This window comes from Kordiimonas lacus (genome assembly GCF_001550055.1).
In the GTDB taxonomy this organism is placed as follows: Bacteria; Pseudomonadota; Alphaproteobacteria; order Sphingomonadales; family Kordiimonadaceae; genus Kordiimonas; species Kordiimonas lacus.
In genome coordinates, this window is record NZ_LRUA01000007.1 from 300,913 (window position 1) to 318,945 (window position 18,033).

General features: G+C 58.2%; 16 protein-coding genes. 5 read left to right on the forward strand and 11 right to left on the reverse strand.

The features are described from left to right. Window positions 1–23: 23 nt before the first annotated feature. The 9 genes from fdhF to KORLAC_RS14430 all read right to left on the reverse strand — a co-directional run bounded on the left by fdhF (window position 24) and on the right by KORLAC_RS14430 (window position 10,630). Window positions 24–2,864, reverse strand: a complete 2,841-nt coding sequence (gene fdhF, locus KORLAC_RS14395; RefSeq protein ID WP_068307621.1) for a formate dehydrogenase subunit alpha — start codon at window positions 2,862–2,864, stop codon at window positions 24–26. Further along, entirely contained in the window at window positions 2,861–4,387 is a 1,527-nt protein-coding gene (locus tag KORLAC_RS14400) for a formate dehydrogenase beta subunit (protein ID WP_068307623.1), read from the reverse strand. Before KORLAC_RS14400 ends, fdhF begins: the two co-directional genes overlap by 4 nt. Further along, the gene (locus KORLAC_RS14405) at window positions 4,384–4,857 is read right to left on the reverse strand and encodes an NAD(P)H-dependent oxidoreductase subunit E (protein ID WP_241493428.1); all 474 of its coding nucleotides are present in this window, start codon (window positions 4,855–4,857) and stop codon (window positions 4,384–4,386) included. The genes KORLAC_RS14400 and KORLAC_RS14405 overlap by 4 nt, the downstream gene beginning before the upstream one ends. Before the next feature lie 147 nt (window positions 4,858–5,004). Then, on the reverse strand, window positions 5,005–6,549 hold the full coding sequence (locus KORLAC_RS14410; RefSeq protein ID WP_068307629.1) for an EAL domain-containing protein: 1,545 nt from the start codon (window positions 6,547–6,549) through the stop codon (window positions 5,005–5,007). A gap of 126 nt (window positions 6,550–6,675) precedes the next feature. Next, window positions 6,676–6,945 (reverse strand): hypothetical protein, encoded by a 270-nt coding sequence (locus KORLAC_RS18815; RefSeq protein WP_139167620.1) that lies wholly within the window; start codon window positions 6,943–6,945, stop codon window positions 6,676–6,678. Beyond that, entirely contained in the window at window positions 6,938–7,309 is a 372-nt protein-coding gene (locus KORLAC_RS14415; RefSeq protein WP_068307631.1) for a hypothetical protein, read from the reverse strand. The genes KORLAC_RS18815 and KORLAC_RS14415 overlap by 8 nt, the downstream gene beginning before the upstream one ends. Further along, the gene (locus tag KORLAC_RS14420; protein ID WP_139167622.1) at window positions 7,306–8,025 is read right to left on the reverse strand and encodes a hypothetical protein; all 720 of its coding nucleotides are present in this window, start codon (window positions 8,023–8,025) and stop codon (window positions 7,306–7,308) included. The genes KORLAC_RS14415 and KORLAC_RS14420 overlap by 4 nt, the downstream gene beginning before the upstream one ends. A 108-nt stretch (window positions 8,026–8,133) precedes the next feature. Next, window positions 8,134–9,486: an amidohydrolase family protein gene (locus tag KORLAC_RS14425; RefSeq protein ID WP_241493429.1), complete on the reverse strand. Its 1,353-nt coding sequence runs from the start codon at window positions 9,484–9,486 to the stop codon at window positions 8,134–8,136. A gap of 154 nt (window positions 9,487–9,640) precedes the next feature. Next, window positions 9,641–10,630, reverse strand: a complete 990-nt coding sequence (locus KORLAC_RS14430; RefSeq protein ID WP_068307635.1) for an AraC family transcriptional regulator — start codon at window positions 10,628–10,630, stop codon at window positions 9,641–9,643. A 132-nt stretch (window positions 10,631–10,762) separates the two neighbouring features. Between KORLAC_RS14430 and KORLAC_RS14435 the strand changes: the two genes are divergently transcribed. Genes KORLAC_RS14435 through KORLAC_RS14445 form a run of 3 tightly spaced genes read left to right on the forward strand, consistent with a single transcriptional unit; the run spans window position 10,763 to window position 14,230 of the window. Further along, window positions 10,763–11,713, forward strand: coding sequence for a bile acid:sodium symporter family protein (locus tag KORLAC_RS14435; protein WP_068307637.1), 951 nt, complete (start codon window positions 10,763–10,765; stop codon window positions 11,711–11,713). Next, entirely contained in the window at window positions 11,703–13,472 is a 1,770-nt protein-coding gene (locus KORLAC_RS14440) for an N-acyl-D-amino-acid deacylase family protein (protein ID WP_068307638.1), read from the forward strand. Before KORLAC_RS14435 ends, KORLAC_RS14440 begins: the two co-directional genes overlap by 11 nt. A 5-nt stretch (window positions 13,473–13,477) precedes the next feature. After that, window positions 13,478–14,230 carry a sulfite exporter TauE/SafE family protein gene (locus KORLAC_RS14445; protein ID WP_068307639.1) on the forward strand — a complete coding sequence of 251 codons (753 nt, stop codon included), beginning with the start codon at window positions 13,478–13,480 and terminating at the stop codon, window positions 14,228–14,230. Here the strand turns inward: KORLAC_RS14445 and KORLAC_RS14450 are convergent. Continuing rightward, on the reverse strand, window positions 14,227–15,303 hold the full coding sequence (locus KORLAC_RS14450; protein WP_068307641.1) for an EAL domain-containing protein: 1,077 nt from the start codon (window positions 15,301–15,303) through the stop codon (window positions 14,227–14,229). The genes KORLAC_RS14445 and KORLAC_RS14450 overlap by 4 nt on opposite strands. A gap of 23 nt (window positions 15,304–15,326) precedes the next feature. Here KORLAC_RS14450 and KORLAC_RS18905 point away from each other — a divergent pair, with 23 nt between their 5' ends. Both KORLAC_RS18905 and KORLAC_RS14455 read left to right on the forward strand, forming a co-directional pair. Continuing rightward, window positions 15,327–15,497: a hypothetical protein gene (locus KORLAC_RS18905; RefSeq protein WP_160328643.1), complete on the forward strand. Its 171-nt coding sequence runs from the start codon at window positions 15,327–15,329 to the stop codon at window positions 15,495–15,497. A gap of 171 nt (window positions 15,498–15,668) precedes the next feature. Continuing rightward, on the forward strand, window positions 15,669–16,511 hold the full coding sequence (locus KORLAC_RS14455) for a flagellin (RefSeq protein ID WP_068307837.1): 843 nt from the start codon (window positions 15,669–15,671) through the stop codon (window positions 16,509–16,511). A 46-nt stretch (window positions 16,512–16,557) separates the two neighbouring features. On the opposite strand, the gene KORLAC_RS14460 is transcribed toward KORLAC_RS14455, so the two are convergent. Then, the gene (locus tag KORLAC_RS14460) at window positions 16,558–18,003 is read right to left on the reverse strand and encodes an alpha/beta hydrolase (RefSeq protein ID WP_082714713.1); all 1,446 of its coding nucleotides are present in this window, start codon (window positions 18,001–18,003) and stop codon (window positions 16,558–16,560) included. Window positions 18,004–18,033: the final 30 nt, after the last annotated feature.

The following is an 18,033-nucleotide window of genomic DNA, read 5'->3' on the forward strand; positions in this document are numbered from 1 at the left end:
CTGACATCCTTCGGCGCCACAGTTTACTCCGCCGCCGCGGGGGCCTTGACCCGCCGCATGGTAGGCGTCTCCGCCGCATATTGTTCCTGCCAGCTGGACTTGTGGTTCGCCAGCCCAACATCCACTGCTGTCACCTTATATTCGGGGCAATTGGTGGCCCAGTCGGAAAGCTCAGTGGTCACCACATTGGTGCCGCTTTCCGGGTGGTGGAAGGTGGTATAAACCACGCCCGGCGCCATGCGGTCGGAAATTTCAGCCCGCAGTGTCGTCTCGCCCTTCCTTGACTTCACAGACACCCAGTCGCCGGTCTGGATGCCGCGCATTTCGGCGTCGGACGCATGGATCTCCAGCACGTCTTCCTGCATCCATTTGTTATTGTCCGTGCGGCGGGTTTGCGCGCCCACATTATACTGGCTGAGGATACGGCCGGTTGTCAGGATCAACGGGAATTTGCGGTTGGTCTTTTCTTCCGTCGGCACATATTCCGTCACCACAAACAGGCCCTTGCCGCGCACGAAGCCGTCCACATGCATGATCGGCGTACCGTCAGGGGCATCATCATTCACAGGCCACTGCAGGCTGCCGTCGCGGTCAAGCCTGTCAAACGACACGCCCGCAAACGTCGGTGTCAGCGCCGCTATCTCATCCATGATTTCAGCCGCGCTATCGTACGGCATCGGATAGCCCATGGCTTCCGACAGCATGGCCGTGACTTTCCATTCCTCAATGCCGGTCTGCGGCTTCATCACCTTGCGCACACGGCCGATGCGGCGCTCGGCGTTGATGAAGGTGCCGTCTTTCTCCAGGAAGCTGGTGCCGGGCAGGAACACATGGGCAAAGCGGGCGGTTTCATTCAGGAACAGGTCCTGCACCACCACGCATTCCATATTCCGGAGTGCCGCTTCGACATGGAGGATGTTGGGGTCAGATTGGGCGACATCCTCGCCTTGGATATACATGCCCTTATAATTCCCGGCGCAGGCTTCATCGAACATGCCGGGGATACGAAGACCCGGCTCGCCATCCAGGCTGACGCCCCAATGGTCCTCAAACGTTTTCCGGACCGCATCGTCGCTCACAGGCCGGTAGCCCGCCAGCTCATGCGGGAAGGAACCCATATCGCACGAGCCTTGCACGTTGTTCTGCCCGCGCATCGGGTTCACGCCCACGCCTTCACGGCCGATGTTGCCGGTGGCCATCGCCAGGTTGGCCATGCCCATCACCATCGTGGACCCTTGGCTGTGTTCCGTGACCCCAAGGCCGTAATAGATGGCCCCGTTGCCGCCGGTGGCATAGAGGCGCGCCGCGGCGCGGATATCATCAGCGCTCACGCCCGCTACCTTGGCCACTTCCTCTGGCGAGTTGACGGGGTCGAGGATGAAGGCTTTCCATTCCTCGAACGCATCCATTTCACAGCGCTCGCGCACGAAGGCTTCGTCATGCAGGCCTTCCGCGACGATCACATGCGCCAGTGCGTTGATCACCGCCACATTGGTGCCCGGCTGCAGCGGCAGGTGATAGTCCGCCTTCACATGCGGGGTTTCCACCAGGTCAATCTTGCGTGGGTCCAGCACAATTAGCTTGGCGCCTTCCCTGAGGCGGCGCTTCATCTGGCTGCCGAACACAGGGTGGGCGTCTGTCGGGTTGGAGCCAATCACCATGATCACGTCGGCCTTTTCGACAGAATCGAAATTCTGTGTACCCGCACTGGTGCCGAAGGTTTGCTTCAGGCCGTAGCCAGTGGGCGAATGGCACACGCGCGCACAGGTATCCACATTATTGTTGCCAAAGGCCGCCCGGATGATCTTCTGCACCAGCCAGACTTCCTCGTTGGTGCAGCGGCTTGAGGTAATACCGCCGATAGCCTTACGGCCATATTTTTCCTGCACGCCCTTGAGGCGCTTGGCGGCGAAGGCGATGGCCTCGTCCCACGACACTTCCTGCCATTCGTCAGTGATGGCTTCCCGGATCATCGGGGTGGTGATGCGGTCCTTGTGGGTGGCGTAGCCCCAGGCGAAGCGGCCTTTGACACAAGAATGGCCATGGTTGGCCTTGCCTGCTTTTTCAGGGATCATACGCACCACGCGGTCGCCCTTGATCTCCGCCTTGAAGCTGCAACCGACGCCGCAGTAAGCGCAGGTGGTGATCACTGTGCGGTCGGGCACGCCGTGTTCGATCAGGTCATTTTCCGCCAGCGTCGCGGTTGGGCAGGCCTGCACGCAGGCGCCGCAGGAAACGCATTCCGAACTGAAGAAGTCTTCCGCGCCCGTTGCGACGCGGCTCTCGAACCCGCGGCCCTCAATGGTCAGCGCAAGCGTGCCCTGCACCTCGTCGCACGCCCGAACGCAGCGCGAGCAGACAATGCATTTGGACGGGTCATAGGTGAAGTATGGTGTACTTTCATCCTTTTCGAGATCCAGATGGTTCTCGCCCTCATAGCCGTAGCGCACATTCCGAAGCCCCACGGCACCAGCCATGTCCTGCAGCTCACAGTCGCCGTTCGTCGGGCACGTCAGGCAGTCCAGCGGGTGGTCGGAAATATAAAGCTCCATCACCCCACGGCGCAGACGCGCCAGCCGGTCGGTCTGGGTTTTCACCACCATGCCGTCTTCGGCATGTGTCGTGCACGATGACGGCGTGCCCTTGCGGCCATCAATTTCCACAAGGCACAGACGGCAACTGCCGAACTGCTTGACCATATCGGTCGCACACAGTTTGGGAATGGAAATCCCGGCTTCTGCCGCCGCGCGCATCACGCTGGTGCCCTTGGGCACGCTGACGGCCTGGCCGTCCACTTCCAGTGTCACGGTCTCCTCCGACTTTACAGCCGGGGTACCAAAATCTTTTTCTTTAAGAAGGGTCATCCTTTGTCTCCCTTCAGGAAATCTTCCGGAAAATAGTCAAGGGCGCTTTTCACCGGCACCGGTGTCATACCGCCCATCGCGCACAGCGATCCGTCTTCCATTACCTCGCACAGGTCTTCAACAAGCGTCAGGTGTGTTGTGGCGTCACCGCCTGCAATCAGCTTCGCCATCTCTTCCGAGCCACGCACCGCGCCAATCCGGCACGGGGTGCATTTGCCGCAGCTTTCGTGGGCACAGAAATCGAAGGCATATTTCGCCTGCTCGGCCATGTCCGCCGTGTCGTCAAACACCACTATACCACCATGGCCCACCCCTGCGCCAATTTTGGCGAAGGTTTCATAGTCCATCGGCATGTCGAACTTGTCCAAAGGGATATAGGCGCCCAGCGGACCACCCACCTGCGCGGCCTTAATGGGGCGGCCAGAACGCGTGCCGCCGCCGAAACCGTTCACCAGTTCACCAAGCGTCACACCGAAGGCTTTTTCCACGAGCCCCCCACACGCCACATTGCCGGCAATCTGGAACGGCATGGTGCCGGTGGAGCGCCCCATCCCATGGTCACGGTAGAACTCTCCACCCTTGGCCAGAATGGTCGGCACAGCACACAGGCTGATCACATTATGCACCAGCGTCGGCTTGGCCATGAGGCCTTCAAGCGCCGGCAGCGGCGGCTTGGCACGCACCTGACCACGCTTGCCCTCCAGGCTTTCCAGAAGCGAGGTTTCCTCGCCGCAGATATAGGCACCCGCCCCCATGAAAACTTCCAGGTGGAAAGCCTTGCCCGAGCCAAGCACATCGTTACCGAGCAAGCCTTTCCAATAGGCACGGTCGATCGCGGCCGTCAGGACCCGCTTCGCAACCGGGTATTCCGAGCGCAGATAAATGTACCCTTTGGTCGCGCCGGTCCCCAGACCCGCGATCGCCATGCCCTCGATCAGGAGGAGCGGATCGCCCTCCATGATCATCCGGTCGGCGAAAGTGCCACTGTCGCCCTCGTCCGCGTTGCAGACGATATATTTCTGGTCCGCGTCAGCACCGCGCACGGTGTTCCATTTGATGCCCGCAGGGAAGGCCGCGCCGCCCCGGCCCCTGAGGCCGGAGGTCATGACCTCGTCACAGATCGCCTCGGCGCTCATCCCGATGGCTTTCTGGATGCCGTCAAGCCCGCCGTGGCTGGCGTACTCATCCATCGACAGCGGGTTGGTGATGCCGCAGCGCGCGAAGGTCAGGCGTTCCTGCCTCGCAAGGAACGGCAGTTCTTCCGTCAGGCCGTGGCACAGCGCGTGCGCCCGCCCTTCCATCATACCGTCCCTGATCAGGCCTGCAACGTCATCCAGCGTTACGGGGCCATAGGCCACGCGGCCTTTTGGGGTTTCCACTTCCACCAGCGGCTCCAGCCACGCCATGCCGCGGCTGCCGTTCCGGACAGGCGCGATGCCGGTGATGGCCTCGATTTTGGCTGCCACCTCATCGGCGCCCATGGCCACGGCTGAACTATCAAGCGGGACATAGATTTTGGTCATGCCTCACCCTCCTCGGCATAAGCATCAAAGAGGTGGGCACTCACCCGGCCCTTCAGCTGACCGTCCACCATGGCGGCGGGGCCGGACGCACACAGGCCCAGGCAATAGACGGCCTCGACCGTCACGCGGCCATCGGGTGTCGTTTCCCCAAGGCCAATACCCAGTTTTTCAATCGCTGCTGCTGTCAGCCCGCGGCTACCCACCGCCTGGCAGGCCTCCGCCTGACAGATGCGGATGACATGCTTGCCTTTGGGCGCCTTCGTAAAATCATCATAGAAGCTGATCACGCCCTTCACTTCGGCCTTGGTGATATTGAAGGCCTTGGCAAGCTTTGGAACCAGGGCGGCATCAATATAGCCGTCATGCTGCTGCAGCGCATTCAGTGCGCGCATCAGGCCGCCGGTTTCGCCCACATGGGCTGTGATCAGGTCGTCGTTCATGCGACGTGGCTGACTGGTGTTTTCCGCCACAATTGCCCCCTCTTATTCTTCTTGATGCATACTAGCATATCTTTTTTTGAAGGTGCGATTTGACGAACGGCAAATCAATCAAAAAATCACCCAGATGCCATACAGAGGTGAAGCCATTATCAATTGTTCGGGAAGTCCTGCGGCAGATTAGCTGGCCAATGCTTCGGGCGCATCCTCAACCGCGATGGTGATGCCCAGCTCCTGCGCCAGCGTCTTCATGTCATAGTCCGGCAGGTCTGCGGACACAACGCGGACATTCATGGCCTGCCAGGTGGCAACCAGTTGGCTCATCATTTCCTTGCCGTCAAAGTGCCCGGCCAGCTTTTTCATCAGTGGCGGCGGCATTTCGATCATCCCCCCCATCAGGCATTTGAGCGCTTCGGGTGCCACCACCGCATCACCGAAGCGGTCGATCCAGATGGGGTGGCCCTTGGCCGCCAGGCGGTTGAGTGCGTCCCAATGCAAACCACCGCGGCGCACGGGCGGCATGCCCTTGATGCGGAAGCCCACGCGCGACGCCTCTTCGCCGTGGCGGGTCAGCATGGCCTCCAGTTCCTCAATGAAGCGTTCCTGGATCATGGTGGAACGGCACAGTTCGTAATAATCGGGCTTTTCGCGTTCGTCCGCAGGCTTCCTGACCCGCATGCGAATAAGGTCCTCGAGCTGCGCCAGGTCATGTTCGATCGAGATATCCGGATGGTCGGCCAGCACGATGATCTCATCGGGACGCCTGATCTGGCCTTCAAGGTTCACCTTGCCCTGCTGCAACAGGGCGATGGAAACCGACGCCACATTATCCGAGACCGACCGCGGGCTGGTGCGGTATTTGTATTTCTTGATCGCGTCCTGAATGAGCTTCCTGTTGTGCTCAATGCCGTCAAGGACGCCGGTGAGCTTCTCGATGCCATGCTCGTCTTCAATTTCGCCCACGAACACGCCGCGCGCCTGGTGGAGCGCCTGGTGCAGTTTCTCGGGTGCAACATCGCGATCATCGATGGCCATATTGGCTTTCTTGAGCGCGAGCTTTTCGGGCGCGATATTCAGCCGCGCTGCCACATTCTGCATCTCAAGATCAAAGGCTTCCTCGTCAAAGCCGGTGCCGGTCAGAAGGCCGTAGGAGGCCTCATCCAGCTTGCCAACCTTGCCGCCAACCGCATGTTTTTGCAGGTTGGCTTCAAATTCTGTCCGGGCGCTGTCTTTCTCTTCGTCCGTCAGGCCAGCATCGCTGCCGTCCCTCAGCGCATCCATGCTGACCATGGTCAGGTCCAGGTCATCCTCGAACGGGGACGCCAGCAGATCCTCAACGAAATTGAAGAAGCTGTACATGTCGGCGGCAGGTGCGGCGGCTTCGGTCGATTGCGCGGTGTTTGCTTCGTCCGCGCGACCGGGCTTGTAGAAGTCCAGCTGGCGCTCGTCCGGGCCCTTGGTCACCAGCTTCATATCGAAGTTGATATAGCCACCGGTCTTGAGGCGGAGCGGCACGCGCGGGAACACAACATTCTGGAAAATGGACACGTCATCGCGGTCCAGCAGGCGTTCGACCCTGTCGTGAGCGTCAGCGGGGAACAGGAAACTCAGCGGTTGTCTGAAAAGGTCGACATCCTTCCACCGCATGATCGTCTTGAACCGATCATCCGCTTTGTCGATGAAGCTCTTTTTGACAAGGAATAAGCTGAATTCTGGCTCGCTCACAACGCCCTCGCCTACATGAATACTGGATGTGCCTGATGTACTGTCTTTCTGTCATAACACACGGTTTTTAAGGTCCTGTAAAATAATGCCTCAAATTTGATACAAGTGAGCTCAGACAAAGGCCTGTCATTCATCGAGTCCATCCGACGAGGGCTTTGACACAAAGTAGCAAGCAACACTCCACCCCAGAACTACGATTACCAGAATAAATTCGAGGATTTCATTTTCACTATTGAGAAAAAATGATGCAGTAAGCACTGCAGCTATTATGTCAGATATATGATTTGATATCTGAGCGGACGTTAACTTTCGATAATCCAAATGTCGAGCGATCACAGACAATGGACCGCCACTCAAGCCTTCTTTATCGCTCTTATCTGGGGTTTCTTCACTCATATCGCTTACCATCAACTCCCACGAGTATTTGAAAAGACGCGATAGCCAATCCACCGGAAGCAAATGACATCGCTCCAAAAAATTCCCACGGAATAAAAATTTCTCCGAACAGCGACATCACTAAAAACGAGATACTCGAACCGCAGAATAGAGACGATAGCAGAAGGGCCACGGATCTTTTCATATCGACCTTTCGCTTTCTCTTTGAAACTAGAATATCTAGCTTGTCATTCACCGTCTCAAGGTCGAATTGGAAGTCTTGCAGTTTATCACTCGGTAAAGATACATCTTCCTTGGTATCTTCAAAAGCATCCTTGTTTTGCGGCCCCTGAATATAGTCTTCTATATATCGGACATTTTTCATTTTTGACGCTCGGCTCTTTTTTCGAGGTCAACATATGAAATCAGAGCATCCATTTGCTTTTCCATAGCTTCAAGATGATCAATCAAAAAGCGGATGTCTTTCTGTGTCATCTGCATAAACACATGCTCAAGGGGGCTTTCCTCATCTAGCCTCATCTTCAGAACAGCAACCGCAGTTAAACCTTCGCATTTGGGCGAGTAATTATCGATCGAAATACTACTTTTGTAATGTGTGTCAAAAATCGCTCGAAGATTTACATTTCCGCTAACTCCTCGTAACGTAGGCAAGCCGGTTACTTCGTATTCTTTCCGACGTTGGGCCTCGTGAAAGTCCTCCTGAGAAACCTTGCGAACAACAGCCAAGAAAGCTGAGAGTTTTTGTCTATCGTCATCAGAAAGCGCTAATGCTGAAGAAATATCGTCAACAACATCATCAATGTTATCGCTAGCACCGTCGCCATCAGGGGCTAGAACCAAGATAAATGACCCACAAACTTTAAAACAACTTCTTAGCTTAGCCTCTTCAACCTTTAGCAAGTCTGAAGCATTTGCATAAAGAACATCTGCTTCATCTGAAGTCCTAGTTAGGTGAATTTTCACAACCACTTGTGGGTACTGAACTAAGACATCTTGACTTAGCTCAAGCAACTTCACGATGTCGTCCTTGAATGAATCCATTTCAAGCCACGACTTTTTGGAAAAGAGCTTAGATTTCATATTCAACCTTCGCAAAAGATAGCCAAAATAAAATTGGTTTAGTTGCTTAGCCAAAGCGCAGATGACACTTAATAGTTGTCATAATCCTCTCTTGGTTTCAAGAGGCTATCATTTCAACAAGTCCACATCCGCTCGAATTCGCGCTGATATCTCCAGCACACGGGCGCGCAGGTCCGCTTCATCAATGGTCAGCACCTTGCCGTCCGCCATCAAGAGTTTGCCGTCGACAATGGTGGTCACCACATCCTGCTGATCCGCGACATACACAAGCTGCGACACCACGTCATAGAGGGGCTGCATGCGAAGGCTGTCCACAGACACCTGGATCATGTCCGCCCGGAGCCCCGGCTTCAAAGCGCCCGTCACGCCTTCAAGCCCCGCAGCCTTGGCACCCATGCGGGTCGCCAGGTCAAGCGCGGTCGCGGCTGGCAGGACCGTCGGGTCTGTCGCCACACCCTTGTGAATGAGCGCCGCAAGGTGGATTTCATCCCACATATTCAGGTTGTTGTTCGATGCCGCACCGTCTGTCGCCAGCCCCACAGTCACGCCCGCTTCCAGCAGCTTGGGCACGGGCGAAAAGCCAGCACCGGTTTTCATGTTCGACGTAGGGTTATGGATGGCGGCAAAGCTTTTGCCCGCGACCAGTTCCATGTCGCTGTCTGACGGCCACACCACATGGGCGGCAATCACCTGCGCGTCCAGCATGCCGACGTCAGCGAGTTCTTCAATGGAAGTTTGCTGGTATTTGCCTTCAATGGTGTCGAGCTCGGATTTATCTTCGGCAACATGGATGGAGATGGGGGCGCCCAGCTCCCTGGCCACTTTGGCCACATCCGCGAGATGCTCTTTCGACACCGTGTAGGGCGCGTGCGGCGCAAGGCCCGGCGTGATGCGGGCATTCTTGCCCTGCCAGTCCTGAACAAATTTCACGCCAGCCGCAAAACTGTCATCCCAACCCTTGAAGCCCGGGCTGGGGTAGTCGATCATCGGCGCGGTGATCACGGCGCGGAGGCCGCACTTGTCCACCACGCCCGCAATTTCTTCGGGGTAGAAATACATATCGACGAAGCTGGTCGTGCCGCTCTGGATCATTTCCCAACAGGCCAACTCAGACCCGATGCGGATAAACTCCGGGTCCACATAACGGCCTTCCATGGGGAAGATATAGGTGGTCAGCCAGGTCATCAGTTCCAGGTCATCGGCCATGCCGCGAAACAGGGTCATGGCCGTGTGGGTGTGGCCGTTCACAAGGCCCGGCATCAGCACCCGGTCGTCACCCGCGATTTCATTGTCAGTGCTGTAGGCGCTCGCGATCTCAGCATTCGTGCCCACGGCCACGATAGCGCCGTCCTTGACCGCAACGGCCCCACCTTCGATCACACCCTTGGCGTCATCCATGGTTACCACATAGCGGCCATGCACGATCATATCGACGGGGGTTTTATCCTCGGCTGTACTCATAGAAACACTTCCCTCAACTGTCATTAACGCGGCCACAAAACTGATCGTCAGCCCGGCCGCTTTTGCTATTTTTTTCAACATCATCTGCGCTCTATTCTACCCTGATACCTGTGTCATATTTGTTAACCCTAGCCCAAGTTTGGGCGGCCGCCAATCAGCCGTTTGGCTTTTTCCGCCACTGGTTGGGCGACGCGTCAAACCAGCGCCGGAAGGCCCGCACAAAGGCGGCGGGCTCGGAATATCCCAGCCGGGCTGCAACATCGGCCACCGGCAGTTTGGTTTCACGCAGCAGCCTGCCGGCCTCCTCCCGCCGTACGTCGCTGAGCATGTCGCGGAACGCCGCACCTTCCGCCGACAGTGCTCGCTGCAGGCTGCGTTCCGACATGCCCATAAGGCGTGCAATGGCTGTGATGCTGGTGTCTCCGCCGCCCGCCAATGCCGCCAACAAGTGCGCCCGAACATCTGCATGCAGGCTGTCCCTTTTGGGCATTTCCGCTTCCACATGCGCCCGCAGCATCTCGTTCAGGGCCGGGTTGGCGTCGTTCATCGGCTGATTGAGCGCCTCCGCGTCCCAGATCACCTCATGGCAGGCCGCCCCGAAGGTGACCGGTGCCCCAAACGCATCCGCATAAGCTTGCGGGTTGCGCGGAATGGGCCGGGTCAGGCACACCTGTTTGGGCACCACGCCAGGCGACGCCCAGCGCGCAAAGCGCACCATCGGTAGAAGCACCGCTTCCGAGCGTACATGGGGCGCGCGCCAATTGGGCCTGAGCGGCTTATAGACGATAGCGCACTCCCCCGCCCGGTCTTCCATCTCAAGCTGGCCGGCGGCCCCCACATAGAAGGCAAGCTCGCACGCCGCACGGAGCGAGTCGCCCACCGTTTTGGCGGTCACCAGCAGGTGGCCAAGCGTCGAATAGCTGCTGTAGCGCACGCGCCCACCTACGCGCAGGCCCAGAAGCCCGTCACCAGACAGCTTCTCCGCCGCCACCCACAGTGCCTCCGCGTCGGCTTCCTCGATCCGCCCGTCCGCGAGCGGCGCGATCCCGGCCGCACGGTAAAGCGCGCTCGACGCAACGCCGTAATCGGCTTCCATCGCGTCTACAAGCGTGGTCAGGTAGCGGGTCAGGACGGTTTCTGTCATGGTGTTACTTGGGAATGGCCTTTGGCGTAAAATATCAATTTTTAGACGCCGACTGTCATTCACAAGCGCCCATGCGTCAAGTAGATTTGGCCTGTCCTTTGGGAAGGGGACACATTGGGAGGGATGGGAAGCATGGACGCAAGCGCCATCAATGACGCCGTGATCACGCTGGAGCCGGGCACGCAGCTCGCGCTCGCCATCTCGCTCGCCTTCACCATGTTTTCCGTGGCGCTGGGGCTCAAGACAGATGATTTCTCGTTCCTTAGAACCCACAAGCGCAGCGTGCTCTATGGCCTGATGGCGCAGATCATCGGACTGCCGCTGATCACCCTTGCGTTGCTGACCCTGTTCCAGCCCATGGCCGGCATCGCGCTCGGCATGATCATCGTGGCCTGTTGCCCCGGCGGCAATGTATCCAACCTGTTCACGCGCCTCAGCCGGGGTGATGTGGCCTATTCGGTCTCGCTCACCACCTGCTCCAGCCTGTTTTCCGCGGCCTTCCTGCCGCTGGCGATCCTGTTCTGGACCAGCCTTTACGCCCCCACGCGGGACCTTGTTGAGGCCATCCATCTGGACCGCCTGTCGTTTGTGCTGAACACCAGTTTCACCCTGCTGGTGCCGCTGCTGATAGGCATTGTCCTGTCGCACGTTCGCCCAACTTTTGCCCACAAACTGCAGCGCGTATGCCTGCCGATTGCCGTGGGCGTGATTGTGGTGATCGTGGCCGTGGGGCTCGCGACCAACATGGATCTGCTCAAACATTTCGGTGACCAGATCCTGCCCTATGTGGCGCTTCACAACACGGCAGCCTTCATCCTTGGCGGCCTTGTGGGCATGCTGGGCCTCAGAACAGGCGCCGCCCGGCGCGCGCTTGTGTTCGAAATCGGCATCCAGAATTCAGGCCTCGGCCTTCTTATCATGCTCAGTCAGTTTGGCGGGCTTGGCTCCGGGGCGATGGTTCTCGCCACCTGGGGCATCTGGCATTTCATTGGCGGCTTCGCTGTGACCGGCGCGTTCCGGCTGGTGGACCGGCTGACGTCTTATTCACCCCCGACACTTCAGGAGGACACCCATGGCTTATGATTTGATCATCAAGGGCGGCACCATTTATGACGGCAATGGCACTGAGCCCATCACTGGCGATGTAGCCGTGATGGACGGCAAGATCGCTGCCATCGGCACCAACCTTGGCGAGGCCGACCGCGTGATTGACGCCGCAGGCGCCATCGTCACCCCCGGTTTCCTGGACCTGCACACCCATTATGACGGTCAGGTGTCCTGGGACGCTGACCTGCAGCCCAGTGTCAACCACGGCGTAACCACGGCGGTGATGGGCAGCTGCGGCGTAGGCTTCGCCCCTGTGCTACCGAAGGACCATGACCGGCTTGTGCGCCTGATGGAAGGGGTGGAGGACATCCCCGGCACCGCGCTGGCGGAAGGCCTGACCTGGAACTGGGAAAGTTTCGCGGACTATATGGACGCCATCGATTTCCCCCACACCATCGATTATGCCGCCCAGATCGTGCATGACCCGCTGCGCGTCTATGTGATGGGCGACCGCGCGGTCTCTGACGAGCCCGCCACAGTTGAGGACATCGCCAAAATGCGGGAGCTGACACGGGCGGCGCTTGAGGCCGGGGCAGTTGGCTTTTCCACCGGCCGGTCTGACGTGCACCGCACGGCGGACGGTGACTGGACCCCGGCATCCGAAGCCACCAGGGAAGAACTGGTCGGCATCGCAGAAGCCTTCAAGGGATTAGACCACGGCGTGCTGCAGGCGGTGAATGATTTCGACCTGGAGCGCGGCGACCCGACAGCTTTCGACCGCGAGTTTGACCTTCTGGAGGCCTTCGCAGGCGCGGCGGACGGACGGCCATTTTCGCTGTCGCTGATGCAGCGGGACTTTGCCCCCAAACAGTGGCGCAACATTCTGGCCCGCGCGGAAGCTGCGAAGGACAAAGGCATCAACATGCGGCTGCAAACCGCGCCGCGCGGCATTGGGGTGATCCTGGGGCTGCAGTGCACTTTCCATCCCTTCATCGGCTTCCCAAGCTACAAGCGCATCAGCCACCTGCCGCTGGAGGAGCGCGTGGACGCCATGCGTGATCCGGACTTCAAGGAACAGCTGCTGAGCGAGAAATCAGAAAAGGTGGCGGGCGACGGCACGGCCATCCCGCCGCTGGCGGATATCCTGTTGCAGCAGATTGATTTCATCAGCTGCAAGATGTTCAAGCTGGGCGAAAACCCCGATTATGAGCAAAGCGTGGAGGCCAGCGTATACAAGATGGCGCAGGCGGACGGCTTGACGCCGCTTTCGAAAATCTATGACATACTGCTTGAAAAAGACGGGCAGGAGTTCCTCTATTTCCCAATCTATAATTATACCGACCTGAATTATAGCGCGGTGCATGAGATGATGACCCACCCGCAAGCCATCATGGGCCTGTCGGACGGCGGGGCCCATGTGGGCACCGTGTGTGACGCCAGCTTCCCAACTTACCTTCTGTGCCACTGGGCACGGGACCGCAAGCAGGGCCCGCAAATCCCGCTTGCGCGCGCCGTACAGATGCTGACGTCCGAGATCGCCGATTATGTCGGCTTCACTGACCGCGGGCGGTTAGAGGTTGGCAAGAAAGCCAATATCAATGTGATCGACCACAAGAATCTCCGCCTACACGCACCCCATATGGTCAAGGACCTGCCGGCGGGCGGCCAGCGTCTGCTGCAGGAAGCCACCGGCTATATTGCCACCGTTGTTGACGGCAAGGTGGTGGTTGAGAATGACAAGCTTACAGGCCTCAGGCCCGGCCGCCTGGTGCGGCTTGGCCAGAAGGCGGCGTAACCCAGGTGGCAGACATCCTTTCGGAAATCGGCCTGCTCACCATGGTGGGGCTGGCCGCGACGATTTTGCTGGCCGCCATTTTGCGGGCCTTCACGGGCTTCGGTTTTGCGCTCGCCGCACTGCCGATCCTCAGCCTTGTGCTGGCGCCCACCACAGCCGCTAGTGTGATCGTGCTGCTGACGCTGACGGTGTCGCTGCAGACCATCCGCAGCTACTGGAAGGACGTCCCCATAAAGGATATGGCGGGGATGATTGTCACCTCCGCCATCGGCACCCTGTTTGGCACCTATCTCCTGCTCATTTTCAGCCCGGATATGTTCCGGCTTTTGATCGGCGGCACCGTGATGCTGGCCTGCTTCCTTCTGGCAAAATACAAGCCCGCACCGCACCGGGCGGGCGGCATGTTCGGGCTTGGGTCGGGGCTGGTATCAGGGCTTCTCAATGGCGCTCTGGCGATCCCCGGGCCGCCGGTGATCATCTATTCCATGGCAGTCTATGACCGGGCACGGGTGGCGCGCGCCTTCCTGATGGGCTTCTTCCTGTTTTCCGCCGCTTTCGCCGCCACCAGCTATACCGTGGAGGGCATCATCGGCCTCAAGGAACTGACGCTCTTCGCCGTCTGCTATCCGGCCATGCTGATCGGCAACCGCACGGGCGACTGGCTGTTCGAGAAACATGGCGACGCATCCCACCGCCCCATCGCCATCTGGGCCCTGTTCGGCATCGGCCTCAGCGTCGCGGCGGCGGCGATCTTTTAGCCAGCTTTTGCCAGCGGGCTTTCTTCCGCTGGCAACACAGGGGCGGGTTTGGCGAAATAATAGCCCTGCAGGTAATCCGCGCCCATGTCTGTCAGATAACGGGCCTCTTCTGCGCATTCAATGCCTTCGGCAATCGTCCTGATCCGGTTGTCAGATGCGATCTGCAGCAGGCGCTTGACGATGGTCTGCTTGAAGCTGTCCTTGTGGACATCCCGCACCAGATCCATGTCCAGTTTGACATAATCCGGCCGCATCTCATGCAGCATGTTAAGGCCCGACCAGCCAGAACCGATATCGTCCAGCGCCACGCCGAAGCCCGCGCCCCGGTAGAAGGCCAAAATGCCCTTCAGGTGGGCCTTGTCCCGCGCCTCATGGGTTTCTGTCAGCTCGAACACGATATCCTCAGGCTTCAGCCCTACAGATTCAATCGCCGCGGCGGTCGCCCGCAGGCAATAGGCCGGGTCATAAATGCTGGACGGGTTGAAGTTGATGAAAATCTTGCCCTTCAGCCCGGCGGCAGCGGCCGTCTCAACCGCGCACTTGCGAGCCAGCAGGTCGGCGGTGAACAGCAGGTCAGATTTGCCTGCAACATCAAAGACATGCGTAGGCGGAATGATCGTGCCGCTGGCGTCCCGAAGCCTGAACAGCCCTTCCTGGGCGAAGGCCTTGTCCGGCCTTGCCGCATGGAAGATCGGCTGGAACCAGGTTTCAAACCGCTTGGCCTCAAGCGCTTCGATGATCCACTGGCTCTGGAACCGGTTGATGAAAACATCCGCCTGAAACACGCGCCCCATGTCCGCTGGTCCCAAATGATCATCCCGGGTGGTGACAATTTTGGTATTGGCCAGCTCCTGACCATTGAATTCCCCAAAGAGGACCGTCAGGAAAGCGCCGACACCAGTTGCCGGCACCACGACCCGGACCATAGTCTGATCAAGTGGTTCGCCGGTATAACCAAGGCATTCGACCATCTTTTTCAATCTGGCCGTGGCCTCTGTGGTCGGCAGGTAAATCCAGAAAAAAGTCTCCGGAAAAATATGACCTTTGATGGTTTCGCATTCTTTACAGTCCAAAACAGCCTCCTGATTTTCGGGTCATGAGGCTTACGGACGCATGCAGCGCTTGGATCAGCTGCGACGCCACCAGCTATACGGTGGAGGGCATCATCGGGCTCAAGGAACTGACGCTGTTCGCTGTCTGTTACCCGGCTATGCTGATCGGCAATAATTGCCCATTCGGCCAGACATTATTGCCCAGTCGGCAATAATTGCCCTGCCTGCCCTACATCAATGACAGGCCAAATAATCAACATATCCACAGATTCCCTATGATTAAAATTTTATTAAAAATGGCCTGGATATTGCTTGTTCGGCAGCAAGCGGATGAAAAAATCATCCTTGTCATCAACAAAGACGATCATTTCTCAGAAGGAGGAAGTATGTCTTTTTCAGTCAACACAAACGCTGGGGCGTTTGTGGCACTGCAAAACCTGAATAAAACCAGTTCGCGCTTGGATTCCGTGCAAGGCCAGATCAATACAGGCCTGAAGGTTTCATCTGCCAAAGACAATGCGGCTGTATACGCTATTGCCCAGAAGTTACGCGGAGACCTGGCTGGCTTCAGCGCCGTCCAGTCGTCAATCGACCGGGCGATCTCTACTCTGGATGTATCGATCGCTGCGGCGGAAGCGGTTTCAGACCTTCTCATTGAGATGAAGGAAAAGGCTGTTGCAGCTAAGGACCCCGGGGTTTCCGATGCAGACAGGACTGTGCTCAACGACGATTTTGTTCAGTTACGCGAACAAGCAAAATCCATTGTCGAAAACGCAGAATTTAACGGCACAAACGCCGTTAAAGATGGCGGTGATGACATCGTCGCCATCACAGACTCGACCGGAGACAGCACCATCACCATAACGGCTCAGAGCTTGGCTTTCGGAGTACCGCCAGGGGCCGGCCCAAACATTGAACTGTCTTCAGATGCGACCATCTCCATCGTCGGGAACGCCACCACAGCGGTAACGGAAATTGACAATTCCATCACGAATTTGAACACCGTACTCTCGGAATTCGGTGCCGGTGTTAAACGGCTGGAACTGCAGAAGCAATTCACGACGAAATTGGCCGATAGCATTGAAGTGGGCATTGGTAATTTGGTGGATGCCGACATGGCCAAAACCAGTGCGGAACTGCAATCATTGCAAGTGAAACAGCAGCTTGGGCTGCAGGCTCTATCGATTGCAAATCAGGCACCTAGCGCAACACTTTCGCTGTTCCGTTAGACAGCTACCCATAGAGATGCCCCGGCAAACACCGGGGCTTCCCATGTTACATCTTCGGCGTGAAGTCCGGCAGGTCGGTGGTGATCGTGTCGCTCGCGGGCGGCTCGCCCTCCATGAAGCGGTTGATCGCGGCCTGCACATCGGGCGTGGACATATAGAGGTTATGCCCGGCATTCACCACCGTGATGTGCGTCAGGTTCGACAGCCCCGCCACGGCTTCGGCCTGCCCTTCCAGATAGGTGCGGCCATCCAGCGTGCCGCTGAACAAAAGCACGGGCACGTCGCTCACCGGTTTGGCGCGGAAATCATCGCCCAGGTCCAGTTCGGGAAACATCCCGTCATAATGGTAGCTGAAGTTCAGATAGTCCTTCAGAAACGCCGTTTTCGCCTGTTCGGCCACCAGCGCTTTCTTCCCACCCGTCATGCCGGACGCAATGTCCATCAGCACGCTCATGGGGGACATGCTGATGGGCTCGCGCGGGTCGATAAAGCGGCCAAGTCCTTCTTCAAGGGGGGCTGTTATCCCGTTGTCCAGCGCCAGATACAGCATCAGCAAGCGACTGGCACCCCAGGACGGGTCAGACACCATGCCTGACGCCACCATCTGCATATCGCGCCGCGTGAACATCATGTCCGCCACGGCCCCGTCGCGCATCTTGACCTTCAGCGGCACCGGTGCATTCTCCAGCTTGTCATGCACCCGGCGGATCAGCGCCTTGATGTCACCATATGCCGCCTTGGCCGTGGGCTGGCTGTCCACGGCGGCCTGCAGGCGGTCAAAATAGGCGTCTGTGCGCGCGGGCAGCTTGATGGTCTGATTGAGCCCCTCCGCGCTTGAAAGCACAACCCGGTCGATGCGGCCTTCAAATTCCTTCAGCGCCGCCAGCGCCATATGGCTGCCGTAGGACGTGCCCCACAGCACCATTTTATCGGCGCCCAGATGGGCGCGCAGGGCATCCACATCGTGGACGTTCTCAAGCGTGTTATAGCCCTTAATGTCCACCCCTTCGGCTTTCCAGAAGGCCACGCATTCCTCAAGCGCCGCGCGGTGCATTGCCACATAGGCCGCGTCACTGACCGCATGATCCGTTGGTACATGCTGGTCCGAATTACAGCCAGGCAGAATGTTGGACGCACCCGTGCCGCGCTGATCGAGCGCAATCACATCGCCGTAAGCCCTGAGCGCCATGAACATGGCAAAGCGGCGGTATTTGGCCGTGGCGATGCCGGACCCACCCGGGCCACCCGCCAGATAAATGATCGGCGGGCCCTTCTTTTCACCCGTGGCCGGGAAACGCACATAGCGGATGGGGATCATACGGCTGTCCGCATTCGACCGGTTCTCAGGCACCATCAGTTCGCCTTCAAACGCCGCCACAGGGTCCGCACCCCGCGCTTCGAACTGAATGGCCTTCTCGCCTTTGATCTGGGCCATGGCTGCCGATGAGAACAGCCCAGCCAGCATGACACTGGCAAACAATCTCGACTTCATTTTTTATTCCTCGCAGTTCGTTGATACTGA

Bases quoted from the DNA above. Each gene is read 5' to 3' on its own strand.
- KORLAC_RS14430 (WP_068307635.1), bottom strand. From the start codon at position 10,630: ATGACAGAAACCGTCCTGACCCGCTACCTGACCACGCTTGTAGACGCG.
- KORLAC_RS14425 (WP_241493429.1), bottom strand. From the start codon at position 9,486: ATGAGTACAGCCGAGGATAAAACCCCCGTCGATATGATCGTGCATGGC.
- KORLAC_RS14460 (WP_082714713.1), bottom strand. From the start codon at position 18,003: ATGAAGTCGAGATTGTTTGCCAGTGTCATGCTGGCTGGGCTGTTCTCA.
- KORLAC_RS18815 (WP_139167620.1), bottom strand. From the start codon at position 6,945: ATGAGTGAAGAAACCCCAGATAAGAGCGATAAAGAAGGCTTGAGTGGC.
- KORLAC_RS14420 (WP_139167622.1), bottom strand. From the start codon at position 8,025: ATGAAATCTAAGCTCTTTTCCAAAAAGTCGTGGCTTGAAATGGATTCA.
- KORLAC_RS18905 (WP_160328643.1), top strand. From the start codon at position 15,327: ATGAGGCTTACGGACGCATGCAGCGCTTGGATCAGCTGCGACGCCACC.
- KORLAC_RS14400 (WP_068307623.1), bottom strand. From the start codon at position 4,387: ATGACCAAAATCTATGTCCCGCTTGATAGTTCAGCCGTGGCCATGGGC.
- KORLAC_RS14440 (WP_068307638.1), top strand. From the start codon at position 11,703: ATGGCTTATGATTTGATCATCAAGGGCGGCACCATTTATGACGGCAAT.
- KORLAC_RS14455 (WP_068307837.1), top strand. From the start codon at position 15,669: ATGTCTTTTTCAGTCAACACAAACGCTGGGGCGTTTGTGGCACTGCAA.
- fdhF (WP_068307621.1), bottom strand. From the start codon at position 2,864: ATGACCCTTCTTAAAGAAAAAGATTTTGGTACCCCGGCTGTAAAGTCG.
- KORLAC_RS14415 (WP_068307631.1), bottom strand. From the start codon at position 7,309: ATGAAAAATGTCCGATATATAGAAGACTATATTCAGGGGCCGCAAAAC.
- KORLAC_RS14435 (WP_068307637.1), top strand. From the start codon at position 10,763: ATGGACGCAAGCGCCATCAATGACGCCGTGATCACGCTGGAGCCGGGC.